This is a genomic window from Borreliella valaisiana VS116, from assembly GCF_000170955.2.
Classification (GTDB): domain Bacteria; phylum Spirochaetota; class Spirochaetia; order Borreliales; family Borreliaceae; genus Borreliella; species Borreliella valaisiana.
Map to the genome: position 1 here is coordinate 1 of NC_012180.1, position 20,024 is coordinate 20,024.

At 23.2% G+C, this 20,024-nt stretch carries 18 protein-coding genes; 7 read left to right on the forward strand and 11 right to left on the reverse strand.

Going from position 1 to position 20,024, the window contains the following annotated elements; genetic code table 11:
- Positions 1-684: 684 nt before the first annotated feature.
- Positions 685-1,659 carry an immunogenic protein P37 gene (locus tag BVAVS116_RS06720; RefSeq protein ID WP_234925307.1) on the forward strand — a complete coding sequence of 325 codons (975 nt, stop codon included), beginning with the start codon at positions 685-687 and terminating at the stop codon, positions 1,657-1,659.
- 57 nt (positions 1,660-1,716) lie between these two features.
- On the opposite strand, the gene BVAVS116_RS06490 is transcribed toward BVAVS116_RS06720, so the two are convergent.
- From BVAVS116_RS06490 to BVAVS116_RS06920, 3 genes are all read right to left on the reverse strand, one after another.
- Entirely contained in the window at positions 1,717-1,857 is a 141-nt protein-coding gene (locus BVAVS116_RS06490) for a complement regulator-acquiring protein (protein WP_158309990.1), read from the reverse strand.
- 196 nt (positions 1,858-2,053) lie between these two features.
- Positions 2,054-2,899: a complement regulator-acquiring protein gene (locus BVAVS116_RS05410; RefSeq protein WP_012665745.1), complete on the reverse strand. Its 846-nt coding sequence runs from the start codon at positions 2,897-2,899 to the stop codon at positions 2,054-2,056.
- A 411-nt stretch (positions 2,900-3,310) separates the two neighbouring features.
- Positions 3,311-3,487 (reverse strand): complement regulator-acquiring protein, encoded by a 177-nt coding sequence (locus BVAVS116_RS06920; protein WP_158309991.1) that lies wholly within the window; start codon positions 3,485-3,487, stop codon positions 3,311-3,313.
- Between the two features lie 571 nt (positions 3,488-4,058).
- Here BVAVS116_RS06920 and BVAVS116_RS07030 point away from each other — a divergent pair.
- Positions 4,059-4,157, forward strand: coding sequence for a hypothetical protein (locus BVAVS116_RS07030; protein ID WP_444876519.1), 99 nt, complete (start codon positions 4,059-4,061; stop codon positions 4,155-4,157).
- A 145-nt stretch (positions 4,158-4,302) separates the two neighbouring features.
- On the forward strand, positions 4,303-4,407 hold the full coding sequence (locus BVAVS116_RS07035) for a hypothetical protein (RefSeq protein ID WP_444876518.1): 105 nt from the start codon (positions 4,303-4,305) through the stop codon (positions 4,405-4,407).
- A 313-nt stretch (positions 4,408-4,720) separates the two neighbouring features.
- Here the strand turns inward: BVAVS116_RS07035 and BVAVS116_RS05425 are convergent, their stop codons facing one another.
- Positions 4,721-5,449, reverse strand: coding sequence for an OspD family protein (locus BVAVS116_RS05425; RefSeq protein WP_012665749.1), 729 nt, complete (start codon positions 5,447-5,449; stop codon positions 4,721-4,723).
- Positions 5,450-8,489: 3,040 nt separating this feature from the next.
- Between BVAVS116_RS05425 and BVAVS116_RS05430 the strand changes: the two genes are divergently transcribed.
- Entirely contained in the window at positions 8,490-8,753 is a 264-nt protein-coding gene (locus BVAVS116_RS05430) for a DUF5425 family lipoprotein (RefSeq protein ID WP_012665754.1), read from the forward strand.
- Positions 8,754-9,042: 289 nt separating this feature from the next.
- Here BVAVS116_RS05430 and BVAVS116_RS05435 read toward each other — a convergent pair whose 3' ends face one another.
- From BVAVS116_RS05435 to BVAVS116_RS05450, 4 genes are all read right to left on the reverse strand, one after another.
- Positions 9,043-9,273 (reverse strand): hypothetical protein, encoded by a 231-nt coding sequence (locus BVAVS116_RS05435; protein ID WP_148271173.1) that lies wholly within the window; start codon positions 9,271-9,273, stop codon positions 9,043-9,045.
- A 1,476-nt stretch (positions 9,274-10,749) separates the two neighbouring features.
- On the reverse strand, positions 10,750-11,847 hold the full coding sequence (locus BVAVS116_RS05440) for a plasmid maintenance protein (protein WP_012665759.1): 1,098 nt from the start codon (positions 11,845-11,847) through the stop codon (positions 10,750-10,752).
- 155 nt (positions 11,848-12,002) lie between these two features.
- Positions 12,003-12,329 (reverse strand): hypothetical protein, encoded by a 327-nt coding sequence (locus BVAVS116_RS05445; RefSeq protein ID WP_012665760.1) that lies wholly within the window; start codon positions 12,327-12,329, stop codon positions 12,003-12,005.
- Positions 12,330-12,478: 149 nt separating this feature from the next.
- Positions 12,479-13,486 (reverse strand): hypothetical protein, encoded by a 1,008-nt coding sequence (locus BVAVS116_RS05450; protein ID WP_012665761.1) that lies wholly within the window; start codon positions 13,484-13,486, stop codon positions 12,479-12,481.
- A 175-nt stretch (positions 13,487-13,661) separates the two neighbouring features.
- Here BVAVS116_RS05450 and BVAVS116_RS05455 point away from each other — a divergent pair, with 175 nt between their 5' ends.
- Positions 13,662-14,240 (forward strand): hypothetical protein, encoded by a 579-nt coding sequence (locus tag BVAVS116_RS05455; protein ID WP_012665763.1) that lies wholly within the window; start codon positions 13,662-13,664, stop codon positions 14,238-14,240.
- Positions 14,241-14,384: 144 nt separating this feature from the next.
- On the opposite strand, the gene BVAVS116_RS05460 is transcribed toward BVAVS116_RS05455, so the two are convergent.
- Positions 14,385-15,068, reverse strand: coding sequence for a hypothetical protein (locus tag BVAVS116_RS05460; protein WP_012665764.1), 684 nt, complete (start codon positions 15,066-15,068; stop codon positions 14,385-14,387).
- A 794-nt stretch (positions 15,069-15,862) separates the two neighbouring features.
- Positions 15,863-16,522, reverse strand: a complete 660-nt coding sequence (locus tag BVAVS116_RS05470; RefSeq protein WP_012665766.1) for a hypothetical protein — start codon at positions 16,520-16,522, stop codon at positions 15,863-15,865.
- A gap of 484 nt (positions 16,523-17,006) precedes the next feature.
- On the opposite strand from BVAVS116_RS05470, the gene BVAVS116_RS05475 reads away from it, so the two are divergent.
- Together BVAVS116_RS05475 and BVAVS116_RS05480 are read left to right on the forward strand one after the other, a co-directional pair.
- Positions 17,007-17,747: a ParA family protein gene (locus BVAVS116_RS05475; protein ID WP_012665767.1), complete on the forward strand. Its 741-nt coding sequence runs from the start codon at positions 17,007-17,009 to the stop codon at positions 17,745-17,747.
- Complete coding sequence (locus BVAVS116_RS05480) at positions 17,738-18,010, forward strand: hypothetical protein (RefSeq protein WP_040351401.1); 273 nt, start codon at positions 17,738-17,740, stop codon at positions 18,008-18,010. The genes BVAVS116_RS05475 and BVAVS116_RS05480 overlap by 10 nt, the downstream gene beginning before the upstream one ends.
- Positions 18,011-19,342: 1,332 nt before the next feature.
- Here the strand turns inward: BVAVS116_RS05480 and BVAVS116_RS05485 are convergent.
- Positions 19,343-19,933 (reverse strand): hypothetical protein, encoded by a 591-nt coding sequence (locus BVAVS116_RS05485; RefSeq protein WP_040351402.1) that lies wholly within the window; start codon positions 19,931-19,933, stop codon positions 19,343-19,345.
- Between the last annotated feature and the right edge of the window lie 91 nt (positions 19,934-20,024).

Consider the following 20,024-nt stretch of genomic DNA (forward strand, 5'->3'; position numbering starts at 1 on the left):
ATCAATAACAAATGATATACACATGATATTTTTATCAACTATACTATACTGGAATAACTCAATTTCTTTCTAAAGAATAGAAAAGGGTTACTATTATTATTTATTGAGATTTTTGTTCCCAAATTAAGAATAAAAGTATAAAACTACGTTGATCATAAAGGTTAAAGTTGTTTGAGCTTGTATATGTTTATAGATTCTTTTGCAGTTTTATCTAACTCTATCTTTTGTCTTTGGATTCTAATGTTTCCATTCTTTTTTAAGTTCTTCTAGTGTTTTTACTGTTTTTTTTGATTGATTTCTAAAATTTTCAATTTTTCGATAAAATTGAGTCTTACAAGACTTTAGATGCTCTTTACATGAATTAATTTTACTATCTTTATTTCTAGTATAATAATTATTAAACTATTTATAGTATTTACACTATAAATAACCCTATTATATTAAGAGTAAATGTTCTAATATATTAAGATGCACAATTCTGAACATACTATTCAAAATGAAGAAAATAAATATATTTATTCCCAAATTCATCTCCTCATAATTTTTATTTAAATTCTCCTTCTATGCTTATTTAGTTTTATGTTATCAATCTTAATATCTAGCTCATAATCTTGATTACTAATATAAATGTGATATAATGACAGAATATTCTAATAATATTCTATTTTAGATAGAGGTAATATAATGAATTTAATGATTAAAGAAGTGTTAATGATATCCAGTTTATTTTGTAGCGTTATCTCTTGTAAGCTATATAAAAAGCTTACAGATAAAACCAAACAGACTTTAGCCAATAATAAGTATTTTGTCAATAATAATAAAAGTATAAATTCTACTAATAAGCTAGATAATAATTCTCTAGATTCTGCAGAAGACAACAACAGAAGTGGTCGTAAGGCTAGGAGCATTAGTAGTGGAGAAGCAAATACTCAAGAACAAAATAATAAGAATAAAAGTAAGGAAAAAGAAAATATCATAAAGAAAAGTGAAGAAAGTAATAATTTAGAAACACAAATAAATAATAATTTAAACACAAAGCGCTCTAATACTAACAAAGTAGATAACAATAAACATAATGCTGGTAGAAGATCTCAACAAGTTAATAAGAAATCTAATGAAGCTATTACTGCTAGGGAAATTATGTACGAAGCTGAAACTTTTTTAGAAAAAACTGAGAAAATAACTGTAGACTTAGAAACAACAAAATCAAAACTTGATAAGATAAAAAGTGTTATTGAGGAGACTCGTTCTTATTTAAATACTGCTAGAAAATCTAAATATAATACTAACAACAATACATTACTATTACATAACTTGAACCAAGAAATTAATAAGGTTAATAGCAGCCATGCTTCTGCTAAATCTCATTGCAATGATGCAATTGGTGCTTTAGCAAGATCTAAGAATGATTTTGAAAATGCAAAAAGAAAAGCAGAAGGGGCTTTAGAAGAAACTATAAAAGATATACCTTCTTTAGGGTATAATTATCTTTACTATTCTTGGATAACTGATGCTCAAAAAGCAATCAAGAATGCTAAAAGCTTGTTTGAGAATGCTAAGAATAAACAAGAAGAACTTAACGATAAGATGAATAAGACAAATTTAGAGCTTATTAAATTAGAGCAAGCATATAAAGTTTTGCAAACTAAAAAATCTTAGAAATAGGGTTATAATCCTGAAAATTATAAAAACTTATACGAAAAGCTTATCTAAACTTTAATTTTGGTTATTTTCTGGACTAGTATTGATATGAGGTTTTGAATTGACCTTTCCAATAGATACACATGATATGAAAATTGAATTTAATATTGCTGTAATAAAGTTAAGCTTAATAATATTTAATTTGGGGTTTTTCAAAACGCTCTCCTTATAAATTTGAATTACCAAACATTAGTTTTAATTCAAAATAACAATATCAAATAAATTTAATATTGAAAATTTAATTTCTATTGCATGTTTTTAGTGCTAATTTAGATTGTATGAATAAAAAAAGAGAAGAATTAACTTCTCTTTTTAAAATATCAAGTGCAACATATTATTTTTTTTGTTTAGATTAATCAGCTTGATTTAGTAGATAAAGAGGATGAGAGTATTTATCATTTATGTGGTTTGCTAGCGCTTCATCATTTGTTTTAATGTCACCAACATTTTTATTGTAAGCGTCAATAGTTGCGTTTAAGGCTTTAGCAAAGTTTTGTTTTATCTTTAAATCATCTTTTACAGCTTGTAATAACGTTTCAGCTTCTTTTTTGCTTAGAGTGCGTAATAATGCATCTTGTATTTTTTTTAAACGCACATCTTCTAATTGATGTTGAATATCCTTTGATGTTCTGAGAAATTTACTAGCTACTCTTCGGTTATTATCTGTATCAAGTTTTTCAAGAATTTCTTTTAATGCCAATATTTTTTTTGTATCGTAATTTAGGGATGGGTAAATTATTCTTTTTAATTGCATTTTTGCATGAAACATAAAATAATCATCCCTTTTAAGTTTAAAAGTCTCTAAGAAATCATATTGAACACCATCAGATTTAGCAGCCATTTTAGCTATTTGCGTATTTTCTTCCTTTTTTTGAGCTTCTAGGCCTTTACCAATGTTTTCTAATTTTGAGATTGTGGTTTCTTCTTGAGAATTTTGATTTGAAGATTTTGAATTTTGATATTCATTTTCAAGATTTTTGTTATTTTCTGATGAATTTTCTGAATTGGTATTGCTGTTTAGGTTTTTTAGATTTCTAGAATTATTGCTTCGCTTTACTTTTTTTGGGGTTTTAGAAGTAGTGGGATTTTTTAGTTTGTTTGGATTAACATTGCCAAAAGGTGCACATGATATGCAAATTGCAGTTAATATTGCTGTAATAACGTTAAGCTTAATAATATTTAATTTAGAATTTTTCAAAATTGCTCTCCTTATAAATTTATATTATTAAATAATAATTCAAAATAATAATATTACAATTTAATATTATTATCAAGCAATATTAAAATTATTTGATATTAAAAATTTAATTTCCATTGATGTTTTTAGCGTGAATTTAGATTACATGAATTTTAAGAATATAAGTTAATTCTTCCCTTTTTAATAAAATATAAAGTGCAACAATTTGTATGGATTTAATAGATTTAATCTAGGGAATAAAATCTAAGTATTCTTTCATAAAATGGTCTTCGAGATTTTTTATATTTGTTTTAATATCTAAAAAATTTCGATTGCAAGCTTCAATAGTTGTGGTTAAGGTTTTAGCAAAGTTTTGTTTTATCTTTAAATTCTTTTCTGTGTATTGTAATAATTTTTAGGAATCTTCTTGGTTTAGCATGCGTAATTCATCTTATATTTTTTTAAATGCCTGTCTAGTTGAAATTGAATGTCTAACACCATTTGATGAAGAAAACTTTGAGTTGAAAATTTTTTCAGAGGATTTTTATTAAGTTTTTCAAGCATCTCTTTTAATATTTCTATTTTTTGTATTTCGTAATTTAGAGACAAGTAAATTATTCTTATTCATTAGTGTTTTTTTCCACTACTAATCTGATATTTGGAATTGATGTTAAAAATATCTAGAAAATCGTGTTGAACAACAATTATTTCAGCTATTTGTATATCTTCTTGAACATGTTAGGCTTTCAGAGCAAATCTTTATCAATTTTTTCTAATTTCTAGATTGTAGCTAACTTATTGATAATTTTGATTTGAAGACTTGGAATTTTGATATTAATTTTCAAGATTTTGGTGATGTTCTATTCGATGTTATGCTGTATTTTTAGGGTAGCGTTACTGTTTGTTTTGGGATTGATCTTGCTAATAGGTATATATAGAATCTAAAAATTTTGAATTTGTTCTTATTTTTTTTATCAAACGTGTTATCTAAAAATAATAAGAATACTAACCATTTCAATTGAGCATAATCAAAAAAAGAGATAAAAAAGGAATCCTTTCCCTTCTACCAAGAAAGAAAAAAAGTGAATAAAACAATTAAAGATATAGAGAATCTTATTAAAGACCCTGGATTCTCCAGTTAATTGAGAGTGTATATCCACTTAAACATGAATATACTTTAATAAGAAATGATTTTTATGATGCGATAACTAAAATTAGAAACAAAAAAACATCATTAATAAAAATGATCATAACAATAGAAATCACACAAAGAAACTAACACAATTGCAAAATAATTTAAATATGGAGGGATAAACTTGATGAAATCATGGGTTACATTAATATTGCAAAACAAAATATAAGATTCTGAGGCTTTATTTTTATGTAAAGTTAAGGAAAGTTTAAAAGAAGGCATTATTAAAAGATTGGAAAGTAAAAATAGGTCAGTATCACAATTATTTAAACAGGCTTTAAATAAAATAGAAAATACTTTAAAGAGCTCAGAAAGCTCTTATTTTAAAAAGGTTTAACAATGAGGAGAAAGAGGATTATAAAAGAACTTATTGAAAATGCAAAAAATGTTTTAAGTAAGTCTTAAAATGGATAAGAAAATATTTAAATATTAATATATTTAAATTAGAGCCTTCTTTTAAAGAAGACTCTCTTATAATAATAATCACACATATCTTAACCAAGAGATATTATTTTTTATTAATTTACTCATCAACATTATTAAAAATAGCTATACTTTTAGCCTTACATTTTTTATATCGCTATTTTTTGTTTAAGAAATTTATTCTTAAAAACTTTAGCTAATTCCACAATCTAGTTGATAAAATATATTTAAGTATTTAACAGAGCCACAACTTCTTGCGCTATTTCCTTTACATTATTGGCTATTTGTAATACTAACTCTGCTACTTCTTCTATATCTGAAAGTTTTGTATTGTTAGCAGTTTCTGTCTTTATTTTATCCAATGCCTCTTTGACTGCATTTTCTACATCAATTAACTCATCTTTTGCTTTTACTGTAGCTTTCCAAGCTATTTCTACAGCCTTTTGAGCTTGTTTTATTTCATCAGAAGCTTGTTCTATTCCATCAGAACCAGATGGTGTTCCTAGTTGCTTTTCTTGCTCTTTATACAGTTTTTGCATATTTTGTTCTGCTGCTTTAGTAAGGTTATATGCTTCTTTTGCAACATTAGCCGCAACTATTGCTTTGTCACTAGATTCCTTTATTTTTTCTAAATCTATTTCTGCCATTTGAGCTAAATCATGCATATTTTTTGTTGCACCTTTTACCTGATCTGCAGCAGATGAAATTAAATTAACCGCAATTATAACTGCTTCTACAACTTTATTTGCCTCATTTGATGCATTTAAATTATCTGTTGTATTTTTTGCTTCTTTTAGTGAATTTGTAGTTTGCCCCAATAACTGATTTAATTTGCCTAATATACTCTGTTTTTTTGACTCGTAATCTTTTGAATTTACACCTTCATTATCTAAAGAACAAGATATTGAGAGTAATAAAAATAAACTTGACAGTAATATTTTTATTAATTTTTTCATATTTACACTCCTATAATAAACATAATGTCTTAAATTATATTTTAATATTAATTATATTTTAATATTAATTATATTTTAATATTAATTATATTTTAATATTAATTGTCTAATTTCTATTTATCTTGACTAGCTTAGAGCCAAAGAAAACAGCAGTTAATACTGAAAGTATGCTTTGTGATGTTAAAATAAACAAAAAAAATAACTTTTATAGAAAATTATCTTTAAGCTATGTGAAAAGCTATTAGATAAAGCTAACAAGCTTTATCTATAAGTCCTAAAAAATGACAGTAAAAAGTATAGATTCTACTAATAGTTTAGATAACGGTATTTTAAATAATGTAGAAAATACAGTAGCGCCGTAACTATTGTTTTTAGTTTTTAAATTACTATGTATTAATTATGTTTAGTGTTTATAGTATAAATATAAGAATAATAAATGTAAATAACAAAAATAATTAAAGTAAAGAGGAAATATGTGAGTAATCTTGCGTGTGAAGGTAAATTCCAATATAATACGCATCAAACTAAATATGGCTTGAGCTACTATAAGTATCTCAAGCTTAGCATAAATAGAAAACCCCATTAGATTAGAAAAAAGTCTTTTTATTAATACAATTAAAAAATACTACACTTACAATAAAAACAAAAACTACTAGAACATTTTCCGTTTATCTTAACAATACATCCAATAAAATTGAATTTAAAAAATTATAACTAAAATTTAAACAATTGCGTTAACCTTAAGGAGTAATAATTTATGAATAAAACAATGTTTATTACTTGTGCCGTTTTTACACTGATAAGTTCATGCAAAAATTATGTCGATTTAAATCAAGGTATAAAAACAAAAAGTTAAAGGATTTTTAGACAAAGGATTAATGCAGAGCGATTACCCTAATAGTAAATAACAGTACACCGACATTTAAAAACAACGCAAGATAGTAGTCAATATAAAGAAGAAAATCAAAAATAACAAGAGCAGACTAAAGACAAAATTAAAATGCTTTCAAAAAAATAGACAAGATAAATAAAAATATAGATGATATAAAACAACATAAAAGTTCATTTTTTAAAAAATCAAAGAGTATAACGATAACGGTGATTATTAATGGCTTAAGCTTTACAACAATTATTAATGATAATTAAAAAGCATGAGGGGTACTATTTAATATTAATATAAAGCCTTTTTAAATTTCTTTATTTTCTACTTTCGTAGACAAAATAAATTTAAAAATAAACAATATTTTAGCTTGCTTTTTTTACAAACAAACCAGCTTTAATATTTCAAAAAGTTTAAGTTAATTAATATCTTTTTTATTTTTTACCCTAAAAGTAAAGATATTTTTTCTAAACACAACTATAAAACAAACTGTTTTATTTTACTTTTTTTCAACATTATATTTAGTTACAATATTAAACAAAACATCCTTTATTGTTCTTAACGAGCTCTCTTAAAATATAATATGATCTTTTTATGTATCTAAATTTGATGATTTATCAATAAAAACTCGCAAAATGTACAAAATACAATAGACAATAAGAATGGAAGTTTTGATAGCAATTTAGAAAAACTAAAAAGTGTATTAAAAAGTCAATTTAAAAAAACACTAAAAGATAACCAAAAAGCATGAGAAATGCATTTTATATTAATAATTAATCCTTTTAAAAACTTTAAGTTTGTTTTTTTTAATTCCCAGAACAACCTAATAAATGAAAAAGTATTCATACCATGTTTTTAATAATTAAAACTAAAAGCCAATATTTAATATATTAATATATACTTATAATATAAAATATGAGCTATATAAATAAATTTCATTTAATATTTAGATTCAAAAGGATACAAAATTGCGTTATATTCAATAAGAAAAAAATTAGATCAAGCAAACAATATTATTAATAGTCTTAACAGCAATCAAAAAAACAACTTTCATATTCTTCAAAGGCTTAGTTAAAAACAAACGGTATTCAAAAGATTTAGAGCTAGAAAGCTATAAGCATTTAAAGAAAAATAACAAAAATTATTTACATCTTTTTTATAGAAAAACCTAGTATAACAAGAAAGAATCTGTTTAAAAGCAATAATGACTATAAAATAGAATTTGATACTAATATAAGGCTCTTTCCAAGATAGTAAATCCTACAGCAATACCCATTAAATTTTTTATTTTTTAGAAAGCCATAAAACTTTTGTTAAAGTGGGGAAAATCTTGCTTTTCATACTTAAAATTTTTAAAGTTTAATATGAGAGAGGTGAATACAATTTGAAGCCCTATAAAATATTGTCAGTGGGGGGGGTAAAAGCTATTTTAATTTTTAATAATTCTATGAGCTGTACGAAGCAACCTTTGTCAAAGGCCCTAAAATTTCTGTATAAGGAATTCCTTTACTCTTTCAAATTCAATCATAATCGATTCTAAAATTTTTCAATATCTAAGGAAAGTTTTTTACACATTTTGGAAGTTTTCTGTTAAGCTTTGCTTATAAATTTTTGTTTGTTAGCAGTAGTCTCTCCATTTCTTTTAAACTTTCATTAAAGTAGTAAATCATATTACTTTAGTGACTTCTAATATTTGCTATTAGCTTATAAACTGCGTTAAAATACACATATGAATTTGCATTGCAATTCATTCTAATAAGGCTTTTTTGAATTTATGAAATAAGGTTTTTGCATTTTTTTTATCCACACATATATATAGATATATAATTTTAATTTAAAAGTAGTCCCTATTTGCTTAAAAAATACGTTAAATGCTTTTATAGTAAAGCATATTTGTATCATTTTTAAGCAAAATCGGTAGCTTAACAAACAAAAAATTGCCTATTTAAAAAATGATTAATCTAGAATATAACCCCCCATAACTAACAAATGAAAAAATAAATATAAGTTTGGACTAATTATATTACATAAAAAATCAAATTAGTCATATATGCTAAAATAGAGGTTACTAATTAACTATTGAAGTATATTTACTTATACTACTTTGTAGTACCTTGAAAAATAAATATTAATCATTAAAACAAGAGAATAAAAAGATTTATGAACAAAAAATTTATTATCTCATTACTATTTATAATATCAACATTTTTATTGGTATTTAGTTGTGATTTATCAATAAATAGCGATCAAAACAAAATGGATGGTGATTTGGATTACAAATGCTTATTAAGCAAAAAAGAGTCTGGGAAGCTTAAAAATTCTCAAATTAAAGATGATAATAACAGCAATAATTCTTATTATTTTAGAGTATCTAATTATTCAAATTCCTATAGTAAAACCTATTCATCTTGCAAGACAAAATGATTAATTTTATCAAAAAAATATAAAAATGCGGGTTTTAAGCAGCTTTATTTGCTTTATCAATATCAAAAAAGCATTCTTATAGACAGATTTATTATACATAATAGTACTTTTACTATAAGCTTTTTTAATATTGTTTGTTTGGTAATTATCACCAGCTCCGCTTACAACATGTATTTCTACTGTAAGCTTTTTAGGTTATATTACTAGTTCAGTAATTGATTTTATAAATTTATATATTTCATCTTTTACTATTGTAAGAATTCTTTTAAAGATACCACCTTTCTTCTCATCATAACAAGTTAACCTTTTTATTATTTTTGCACTTATAATCTAGCTCAAGAGAAAAATCTGTATTATTGTAATCATTATCTTTGTTTTCTGTTGCTGTTTTTTTGCAATTTTTTATTGCAAAAGAAAGTAACATGCAAAAAACAATAATAAATATCAAAAAGTTAAAAACCTTAATATAAGTTAATCTTAATACATTATTAATTATAATAATAACCACTAATACTATCATTTATCTAAATCATTATTAATATCACTAACCTTTACAATGTCTTTTTTATTATCTTTACTATATATTGTTTTTCTTTACGATCGATCCTATATTATTTTTATTTAAAAATTCATATTTATATTCTCTATTATCTTTTATACTCCTGTAATAAACATTTGATAATTTATTATTTCTCATTTATCAATATATTTAGTAAAAATACTAATTTTAACTCCAATTTGAATATCAAAATCATTTTCATCTATATTACTAATGTCGATTTTTTATTTTTTTTTGAATTAACATGTAAATTAAGAAAATAGATTTCGCTAAATGCGATTAGTAAATGCTATTTTATACTTCTGAATGTTACATTAATAACGTAACCATTGTTTATTATATCAAGAAATTCTTCTTCAGAACTTTCAACTTTATTTTCTGAAAACCTAAAAATTTAGCATATTAATTATTAATAAAAATAAATTCTTTTTCTTTTGTAGATTTACTATTTATTTCTTTATATTTTTTTCATGAAAAAACGTGTGTACTCGTTATTATTTTTTGAACCTGCACTTTAAGACAAGTATTCAGGCATTAAAAGTGTTTTTTGTTTTCAACTTCATTTGTAAGTTATTTTTATTCACTATTTGCAAAAAAGAGTGCCTAAAAGGATTTTTATTTTGAAAGTTCTGTTTTATCAATAGTGTTAGCTTAAAATATCTGTGGCTTGTTATATTAATTATCAAAATTGCAAACTTTTTTTAAGATTGACTTAGTTTAAAATGATTAACCATATAAGAAGTCATTAAATATTAAAATTAATAGATATTTTTTAAAATGTGCGTATAAATATGGTTTTTTTTCTTGATATATTTTATTGGAATAATACTTAATATTTCTTTCATAATTTCAAGTAAAAATGTTTCAATCCTTACTGAGGAATCTCTTGTTGAAATTTTTCCTATTTGCAAAACCATAATTTAGTTTCAACTTATAATTTACTTTAATAAAATATTATTAGTTCAACACTAAAAAATTTATAAAATATCTAAAACATTATTGATTTTATTGTAGATAACTATGATAAGTTTAAGCTTTCTAAGATAAGATTTAAATATTAATACTTACCTTCCTATAATTTCTTTATTTGGTATCAAAAAATGCTCAACATTTTTATAGGTATATATTATCTAATAATTTTTCATATTTTTATATATAGAGTTGCTTTTAAGTGTTTTGTCTAAGTTTTATTAAGTTCAATGTGATTATTTGTTTTAACCATATAATCAGATGATCCAAAACCTTATTTACTTTTTTTATATCTATGTTGAATGATAATATTAGGACTTGATTTCTTGATTTTAAGTTGTTAAATAAAATTTATAAATAACTTTTTTTAAGAATTTTTTGTTTTATTTTCTAATTTTTGGGTTGTCTACATTTTTTTTTTAAAAAAATAAAGGTCCAATATTGTTAATTTTTATAAGTAATGGCTTTTTAGTTAATTTTGATTTTGTTTATTTTCTTAAAACCTTTATTGTTGGAAAAAGATATATTTATTCTTTTATCACGATTGAAAATATTTTTTTTGCTTTTTATATAGTCATTTTGATAGTTTTCTCTTAGGTTTTTATTTAAAGAGGTCTTTTTAAATCTTGTTTCCCAAATTTCATTAAAATCATTAATTTTATCAGTTTTCCCGTTCATCATCCATATTTTTTTACTATACTTATTTTTAAACTCTTTTATGAAATGATTTGAAATATCTACAATTTTGTATTCTTTTTTATATTTTTCTATTGCTGAATTTAAATTCCTTAATGCATTTACATAAGTTTTTTCATTATTGCTAATTTTTAGTATTTTTGTTATTTGAAGCTTTTCTATTTTATGTACTTTTATTAGTTTCCTTGTGATATATTCTTTGTATGATATATTATTCTTTTTTTCATTTTCTTCTATTATAGAATTCTTTATCTTATCTATATCTTTTATACCTTTAGGTATAACATCTGCAATTGATTCATCTGCAGATGAGCTTTTGGGTTTTATTTTATTCTTTTTTATAGTATTGTCAATTTCTTTAGAAAAATCAGATACTATTTTTTTATCTTTTAAATATTCTTTAATTTCTTCATTAATTGCTTCTTGTATAACTTTAAAACGGTGTTTCCAAAGATTTTTATTTTGTATATAAAATGCAAAGCTTCCATTATCTTTGCCTAAATGCTTAAGTTTTGTTGTTATTAATAGTGCTTGATTTAAAAATGATATGTCATATTCTAATGTTCTGATTGATGTTTTTTGATTATCTTTTGCAAGACATTTGTTAACTATATTGTATATTTCTATTGTAGAATATGTTTTAAGTTTGTTAGATTTATAGTATTCTTTGTTTTTAAGTTCAATTGCCCAACATACTTTGAGTATCCTTTTGTATATGGTCTTTTTTTTAGTTAGATATGATTTTAGTCTTGATTGTTTTAGTTCTATTAAATTAGAGTTGGTGTTTTTTTGGTTGTGCTTTATAAGCTCTTCTAATGTTATGAGATTATTAAAATTTTTATTGACATTATTTCTTATTTTTATTATCATTATCTTATCCTGGCTTCTGAAGTGAAATTTGTTGTAGTTTCAGAAGCTTTTCCAATTATTTGGCTTGCACTTTAGATTTTTGCTGTATTACAAGCAAAATAATTAGCTTTTTACTATAGTTTATAACAATGCTTTTGAAATGTCAATATGATAGATTATAAGATATGACCCATGTGTTTGGAAACAATTTGTATTTCATGTTTTGTAGATTTTCGATTCATTATTTTTTTTGCTTGTTCAATTCTTAATTGAATTGTTTCTTTCATGCTATTTGTTATAGGTTTAGGTCTTCTAAAGTCCATTAAAAAGTATGTACAAAAATCTTCTAAAAGGTAAGGACGGTTGTCTACATGGATTGCGCATTTTAAAATTTTTGATTTTTTAGATATAGTATTTTTGCTAATTGAAAGATTATAAGAATCTTCTAATATATTTTGGAATTCTTTTAAAGAATAAAGTCTTACACCGTTAATACTTAACATACATACCTCATTAATTTCATTTTATTATATATTGTGTGCTAGTTTCAAGGAGGTATGTTATATGTTGAATACTTTTGATAAAGTGTTTATTGAGAGTTGTTAGATACTGTAGTTGGAGATTATTACAACAATTTATCTGACCAAAAAATTCACAATAATGTGATATTTTTAAGAAATGGATTTATGTTTGGGGTTTGGTTTAAGTATTTTTTTTCAATTTTATCCTCTAGTAAAGTGATATCAATTTTGATATAGCTATTTTCTTGTATAATATTGATGTCATTTAATACAAAGTCTAAGTTATTTGAGTTTAAATTTTTATTCAAAAAATTTGTTTTTTCCAAGAAGATTAATCTTATTTTGCCCCCCAATCCGTTTTCATTTTCGATAAAAGATCTTAACGTTTTTAGAATTTTCTGTTTGTTATTGATAGTTTTTATTTGATTTGAATTTGTTAAGATTAGTTCTTCGTAAATTTTTGTGCTTAGATTTAGTAACATCCTGTTTGTTGTTTTAATGTTTACATTGAAATTTTCACTAGTTTTTATATCGGCGTTATTAATAATTTTGATATTTGAATAGCTGATTTTTGTTAAGGAAGGAAGTTCAATAATCTTATTGATACCTTTTAAGAGTAAATTAACTTTTTGGTTGTTTGCTTTGTTTTCAAAAAGGTAAGTATTGTTATTTTTTATAATAGGAATAAATGTATTTTCTATATTTTCTTTTCTATAAATAGAACCAATTATTTTAAGTTCTATTTGGTAAATTTCATCTTTATTGCTTGTTTTTAAATCAATTGTATAAACTTTTACTGTCACCATATCGTAAACTATTTTAAGTTTTTCTTCACTTACATAGTTAATATAAAATTCAAGTTTTCCTTTTAGAATGTCTGTTGGTAATTTAGAAAATTCATTTGACCTTAATTTTAAGCTAATAATACCACCTTTAAATGTTTTGAGTGTTATATTCTCTTTTGAGTTTGTTTTTATAATTTTTTCAAAATTAAGCTCGAATTTAAAAGCTATGGGATTGACAATGAATATTTTTTTGTTTTTTACAAAGTAAGTATTAATAATTGACCTTGGGTCAGTATACACGATTTCTCCTATAGATGCACTTTGAAATTTATATAATAAATTGGGATTAGACATAGTCTAATCTTTTAAATTGGTTTTTGTTAGAACAACACCTAATAATAATAGCTTTTTAATTTTAATTCAAGCTGTAAAATTAGAATGTTTTTATTTAAATGTATTATACTATTTAATTTTCCGATTTTGAGAAATTTTTTAAAAATAAATATAAGATAAAATAAAGGGGATTTTAATGAATGCAAATTTTGTTGTAAAAAATTTTATTTTGGTATTTTTTTTAATTTCTTGTCAAACTTATCAAATAGCTTATGATAGGTTTTCTCAAGTATTAGATTCACAATATGATGTTGGGGTAAATTATTCTAGAGATGGAATATTTAAGTCTGTAATTTCTATTAAATATGATAAGGTAAAAAACAAAAGGGAATATTTTATTTTGGTTAAAGTTGAAGCTAGAAATTCTAGTCAAATAAAGCTTGAAAAGATAATCACAGATACTAGATTTGAGTCTAAAGGAGAGTTGGTTTCAGAGAACAGTAAACGTGTTGTTTATTATAACGATTTTTATGATTCATATTTTCCTTATGATTATACAACAGTGATTACTGAAAAAAATATTAAGGTAGAAATTTATAAATTTAATATTTCAGAAAGCGAATTTATGAAATTTGTTGCTTTGGGTAATGATAATATAGCGGCATTTAGAATTTATGCGTTTAGGAATGATGTTGTTGTAAGTTTTAGTAAGATCTCGTTTAAAAAGTTTTTGGATGATTTTAATTTAAAAGCTAAAGAACTTGGTTCTAGTTGACTTAAGTTTGAGTAGTTTTTAAGCCCAAGTGAAATGATTATTTGCCAGTAAGGAGTAAATTAAGAGCATTTAGTATAAACAAGTTTTTTGATATTAATTTGTGATAATATCGATTTTAAAATTGTTTTTATATTATCTATTGTATTAATCCTTTGAAAGGTTGATGAATTCTAGTATGGCTTTTTCATTTCTCAATAAGAATAGACCTTCTCTTATTCCATTGTGGAACTCTTCAAAGGAAATTAAAATTGTTTTTAAATTTTTATCTTTATTATCTATACTATCATAGTAAAAAATAAAGTAAGGCCTTCCGGTATTATCTTTGAAGCCTAGAAAATTTACAAATATTGCTGTTTCTTGAAAATCTGTTTTTAAATTGTATGAGAGACCGTTTTTGTATAAAAAAATTCCATTACCTTCAAGGTTTTTAATTTCTAGATTATTGATTGTGTTTTTAATTTGGGTAAAGCTTTCAATTGCTTTTAAAATATATTTTATCGATGAAAATTTGGTATAATATGTGCGGTTATTGATTTGAAATTCCAAAAAGATACCACATTCATTTCCGGCTCTAATTACATCTTCCTCATTTTTAATAGAAGCTGCAATTTTTTTGTCAACAACAAGATTGATTTTGAATGTGGAAACATGGTTTAAGGTTTTTACATTATCAATTGCTAAATTTTCTGTTAGATAGACTTTATAATTAATAAATATTCCTTTTATATTTTTAATTTTAGTTTGTTTAAATTCATAGTTTGTGTTCTGCGCATATATTGCTAAATTTTGAATCAAAAAAATTAAGAATATAAAAGTTTTGCTTTTCATTGTGTACTTATTATATAATAACAGTCTTGAATAATTTTAGTAAACTGTTTTTATCTATTAAGTCTGAAATTTATAAAAATTTTAGAGATATAGGTAGTTTTTATTGATTTTTTATAGAAAATCTCTTTCTTTATTTTATATAGACTTGTGTTAGATATTTAAATTATTAACCAAAGTAAGTTAAAAAGCTTGTATTTGTTTAAGAAGAGCTTTATGTCAAATGGTTTAATTGATTTTTGGTTTTCTCTATAAAAAGAAAACCTCTTATCTTTAAGAGGTTCATTTAAAAGAATGTATGGTATGAAGTAAATATTGATAATAAATTCTTTTAATTTTAAAAAAGGAGAATATTTAATACTCAATTATTAGTTCAATAATTGAGTATTACCATGTATTTTGAAAATTTTTTTAAAGAATTCTTTTTTGCATAAAAAATCAAATATTATTCAAGCTGAAATTTTATTTATCGTTTTAAGCTTGGTTAAAGCTTAGACATCTCATTGAAATTTTGTATCTTATATTCACTTAATAGAAATTAAATTTTTAGTTAATTTATGCTTTTTAGATTTTCATTTTTTCTATTTGCTATAAACTTATTGCTTTAGGCACCTAATGTTTTAATTTTTAGTAAAAAAAGAAGTCCCTACCCCTAATCTTATTTGGAGAGGATTAATAGGGGTGTCGGGGACTGTTGGTAGATCGTTTTCTACCTTATATATATAATATTTTATTTTTTTAATTTTGTAAATATTATTTAATTATAATAAATAAATTTGATGTTTTTGAGCAGAATGTTAAATTTCTACTTCTTTTCTACGATTTCCTTTTAATTTTTTAGCTGTGCTTTTTGGCTTAGCGTGATGTTGTTGTGATTGACTTTCAATTTTATTGATGGCTTTTAAGAGCTTTATTTGTCCTTTGTTGAATGTTTTTTCTTCGTTGTTAATTAAAGGGTTTAATTTTTGATTCATTGTTTGAATCTCTTTAATCTCTGCTTCAGTTGGTTCATAATCTATCCATTTTTTATCTACCCAACCTTTTTCCCATTCATAGTAGCTTTCATTGAAGTTAGTTTTGTGTTTTTCGTCGAAATGTCTTGCTAGTGCAGCAATTATTTTTGTTCCATATTTAAGCATTTTTTCTGTTTCTGTTTTTGTAATAAATGTGTCGTAATCGTAATTTTCCCCAGTTTGCATATTAACAACGTCAACTATAAGTTTAAAAGTATTTATGCAGTTCATTGCAATATTAGTGGATGAGAAGTTAGGATCACTAAGGGCTTTAATATTAAGTTCATATTTTTTCTTTAGACTTATGGGAATTTTGAAAAAATCTATTATAAAGCCATTTATTTTTGCTCTATAATTAGCTTCATATTGAGAATTCCCAAAAAAAGTTTCTTTTATGCCCCCAATTGTATATTCATTATAGTTTTTTGTTATTTCTTTTTGCATTTTTATCCTTTAAAAACATATTATTATAATTTATATACTACAATATAGTATTGTATATCAATTAATATGTAATATCAATTTGTACACAATACAAATAAAAAAAATATTTGTATTTTTGTTTTTTTTCTAAATTGTTGTAGATTTTAACTTATCTTTAACCTTTAACCATTTATAAAAAGTTCTTAAGAGAGAAATTTCTTAGGACTTTTTATTTATTTAATTTCTGTGTAAAGATTTTATTAATGAATTTTTGCTATTAAAATAATCAAAGCTTTTATTTTTAATAGTTTTAGAAACCATATCAGATCTCTTATGTATTGAGATAATTAATATATGATATAAAATAATTAATATATGATATAAAATAATTAATATATGATATAAAATAATTAATATATGATATAAAATAATTAATATATAATATAAAATAATTAATATATAATATAAAATAATTAATATATAATATAATGTAAAGGAAGTTTGCATGAAAAAAATAGCGTTTCATATTCAAAAAGGTGGTGTTGGCAAAACTACCTTAAGTGGTAATATAGCAAGCTATTTATCTAAAACAAAAAAAGTTGCATTAGTTGATTGTGATATACAGCAAGGAAGTTCTTCTACATGGTTTCTTAATCATGAAATTCTTAGGTTAGATATTAAAGATTGTCTTTTAAAGAAGGTAGATATAGATCAAGTATTAAAACAAATACAAAAAAATTTTTATATTTTGCCATGTGTGCCGAGTGGAACTTTTAGAAGAGATGTGCAACATGAATTGCAAGATTTTCCATATTTGATAGATGATTTTTGCTTGGAACTAGAAAAATTGGGATTTGAAATTGCCATTTTCGATTTATCTCCCAGTTTTGAGCTTTGGGAACGAAGAATTATTCTTGCAATGTGTGAAGTTGTTACTCCATTGACCCCAGAATTTTTAAGTCTTGAAGGAATTAATATTTTTAAGGAAGAATTTGATTCTTTATTGAAATCTTATAGAAAAAAGGTTAAACATGAGAAGATTATTTGCAATATGCTTAATAAAAGTTTTAAGAGACATAATATACATTTAAGGCAATTTAAAACTTTTGGATATGATCTTTATGAGATTGGACAAGATGCTAAAATAGCAGAATCTCAGTTATATAAAAAGTCGATTTTTGATTACTATCCTGAGAGTAAGTCTATCTTGGGACTTTCAAGATTGGGGGATGCTTTATGCCTATAAGCAAAGAGGTTGATTTAGAAGAAATTATTAAACAAAATGTTAGCAAATCTAAATTTGCTTTTCGTGGTGACAATGATGTTGTTTGTAATAATATCCCAAATATTAAGCCTGGTAGATCAAAGATGATGATCAAGCAAATAAGTGTAGGATTGAAATATGAATATTGGGTTGAATTTTATTCTATTTTAGATAAAAAGGGATTAACAGCTTCTGGTTTTATAAGAACTTTAATTATGGAATATATAGAAACTTCTAAGAAATAATACTTCTTTAGAAGTTGATTAATATTTAATGTTGTAATGCGTAAATTAAGGTTTGCTAAGAAGAAAATGTCTAATTATTGATAATATTTGGCATATTTATTATTTTAAGTTTTAACTTATTTTTAAGCTTTTATTTTAAGATAAGGAAAGGTCTTTTAAAAAGAGAAGTGTTTTGAAAAAAATAACAAAGAATTATTTATCTATAATTTCTATTAAATTTAAGTATAGATGAATTTGTAAAGTGAATTAAATACAACATAATTTTTTAAAAAATAATGAGCGCTAATAGAGGATAATAAAAAGCTAAAGAAAACTATAAAAAACAAAAAGGCTTATTAATAGAGCTGAATTTAAATTAAAATTTACTAAATTACATAAGAAAATTTTAAATCAAAGAAAAGACTTTTTAAATAAATCACATCTTATTGCTTTTAGCTAATATAAAAACATAGTAATGGAAAATTTATCAATTAAAGGCGTGCAAAAAGGAATGTCTGGGGAAAAAGTATTAATGATTTAGCATTGTATGAATTTGTAAGATAATTAGCATGTAAATCAGAGTGATATTGATACTATTTACATAAATTATATAGATATTTTTTATTAAGTTTAAGTAAATTATGTTATGTAGTAATTGTGATATTAAAAATACAATTTTAAAGTTAAGTGATATTATTTGGATTTCCAATTGCAGCAATACTTATATGATAGAGGTGTAAATACACTACTCTAAATCGTAATGCTTATTTTTACAAAGAAATAAAAACTAGGATATGAACTGCCTAAAGTAAAGCTTGTAAGATTATTTTCTGGTGGATGATTGTTTTTGAAAATAATTTAAAAAGTTATCATAAAATGAATCAAGAAGTTATTTATATAATCTTTGATTATATAAATAACGATGCAATTATTGGTTTGTAATTAAATAGCTTTAATTACAATTACTATACTAATTGTAATTAAAGCTATTGATATTAATATAAATAAATAAAACTTATTTCTAATAATTAATAAATAAAAAATTAATTTTAACATTTCTAGTAATAAGAAAAAGATATAAAAACATTTTTTACAAAATCTGATTAATTTTGTAAAAAATGTTTTTAGTTGCATGAGGAAATATACTATACACATAGTTAAGCATGAATACACTATTATTGCTGTCATAAAAATTTGAATTCTCCCTTAATTTCTAATAGATTTCAATCTATCTCAATTCTTTAAAAATTCCATTTTTGTTTATCGATAGTTTTGTATTATTTTTATGCATTTATTAAGCATATATTAGAATGTTAATATTTAAGAGTGATTTTTAACGTTGGTTTAGCTGTGTTATTTTTTGAAAAGCTTCCACCCAAAAATTTTTCTTGTTTCCTTTTTTTTATTTTTTTTACTTAATTTGTCACATTTAACATTTATTCTTTTTTCTCTAGGTTTTGAATTGAAAATAAAAAGTATATTATCTATATAATCTTTATTCAATGTTTTAAATAAGCCATATTGATCTAGATCTAAGACATAGTTAGGATTAGTTTTTTTTAAAATTTTAAAATAATAGGATTTACTAGGCAATATTATTGGATTTTTATATATTTTTATTGCAAACTCTTCAAATGTTATAGCATTTTTAACCAATTCTAATAGATTATACTTGGGGAAATGTTTGTTGAGATTATAGTCTGTTAAAAAGCTTGGTGTTGTAAAATATTTTAAAATTTGTTCTTTAGGATATAAATTAATACTTTTTTTTCCATATTTTTTGAAAGCTTTTATATTTTGTGATGGTTTATAGGGAATAATTTTTCCTTGTTTTTCTAATCTAAGCAGTTTTATATAAATGGTATTTTTTTTTATGCTTTTATTTTGCATGATTTGTATTTCTTTTAAAGTAAAATATTCTTGATTTTTATCATCAATAAACATTGTTATATCCTTCATATTTGTATGTAGTTTACTATAAGTAAGCTCAGGTGTCAAATAAAGCGCAAAGGCCACTATTTTTTTAAATTTTTAA

Coding starts and splice junctions, on each gene's coding strand:
- BVAVS116_RS06720 (WP_234925307.1), top strand. CDS start 685: ATGAATTTAATGATTAAAGAAGTGTTAATGATATCCAGTTTATTTTGT.
- BVAVS116_RS05425 (WP_012665749.1), bottom strand. CDS start 5,449: ATGAAAAAATTAATAAAAATATTACTGTCAAGTTTATTTTTATTACTC.
- BVAVS116_RS05430 (WP_012665754.1), top strand. CDS start 8,490: ATGAACAAAAAATTTATTATCTCATTACTATTTATAATATCAACATTT.
- BVAVS116_RS05435 (WP_148271173.1), bottom strand. CDS start 9,273: ATGATAGTATTAGTGGTTATTATTATAATTAATAATGTATTAAGATTA.
- BVAVS116_RS05440 (WP_012665759.1), bottom strand. CDS start 11,847: ATGATAATAAAAATAAGAAATAATGTCAATAAAAATTTTAATAATCTC.
- BVAVS116_RS05445 (WP_012665760.1), bottom strand. CDS start 12,329: ATGTTAAGTATTAACGGTGTAAGACTTTATTCTTTAAAAGAATTCCAA.
- BVAVS116_RS05450 (WP_012665761.1), bottom strand. CDS start 13,486: ATGTCTAATCCCAATTTATTATATAAATTTCAAAGTGCATCTATAGGA.
- BVAVS116_RS05455 (WP_012665763.1), top strand. CDS start 13,662: ATGAATGCAAATTTTGTTGTAAAAAATTTTATTTTGGTATTTTTTTTA.
- BVAVS116_RS05460 (WP_012665764.1), bottom strand. CDS start 15,068: ATGAAAAGCAAAACTTTTATATTCTTAATTTTTTTGATTCAAAATTTA.
- BVAVS116_RS05470 (WP_012665766.1), bottom strand. CDS start 16,522: ATGCAAAAAGAAATAACAAAAAACTATAATGAATATACAATTGGGGGC.
- BVAVS116_RS05475 (WP_012665767.1), top strand. CDS start 17,007: ATGAAAAAAATAGCGTTTCATATTCAAAAAGGTGGTGTTGGCAAAACT.
- BVAVS116_RS05480 (WP_040351401.1), top strand. CDS start 17,738: ATGCCTATAAGCAAAGAGGTTGATTTAGAAGAAATTATTAAACAAAAT.
- BVAVS116_RS05485 (WP_040351402.1), bottom strand. CDS start 19,933: ATGTTTATTGATGATAAAAATCAAGAATATTTTACTTTAAAAGAAATA.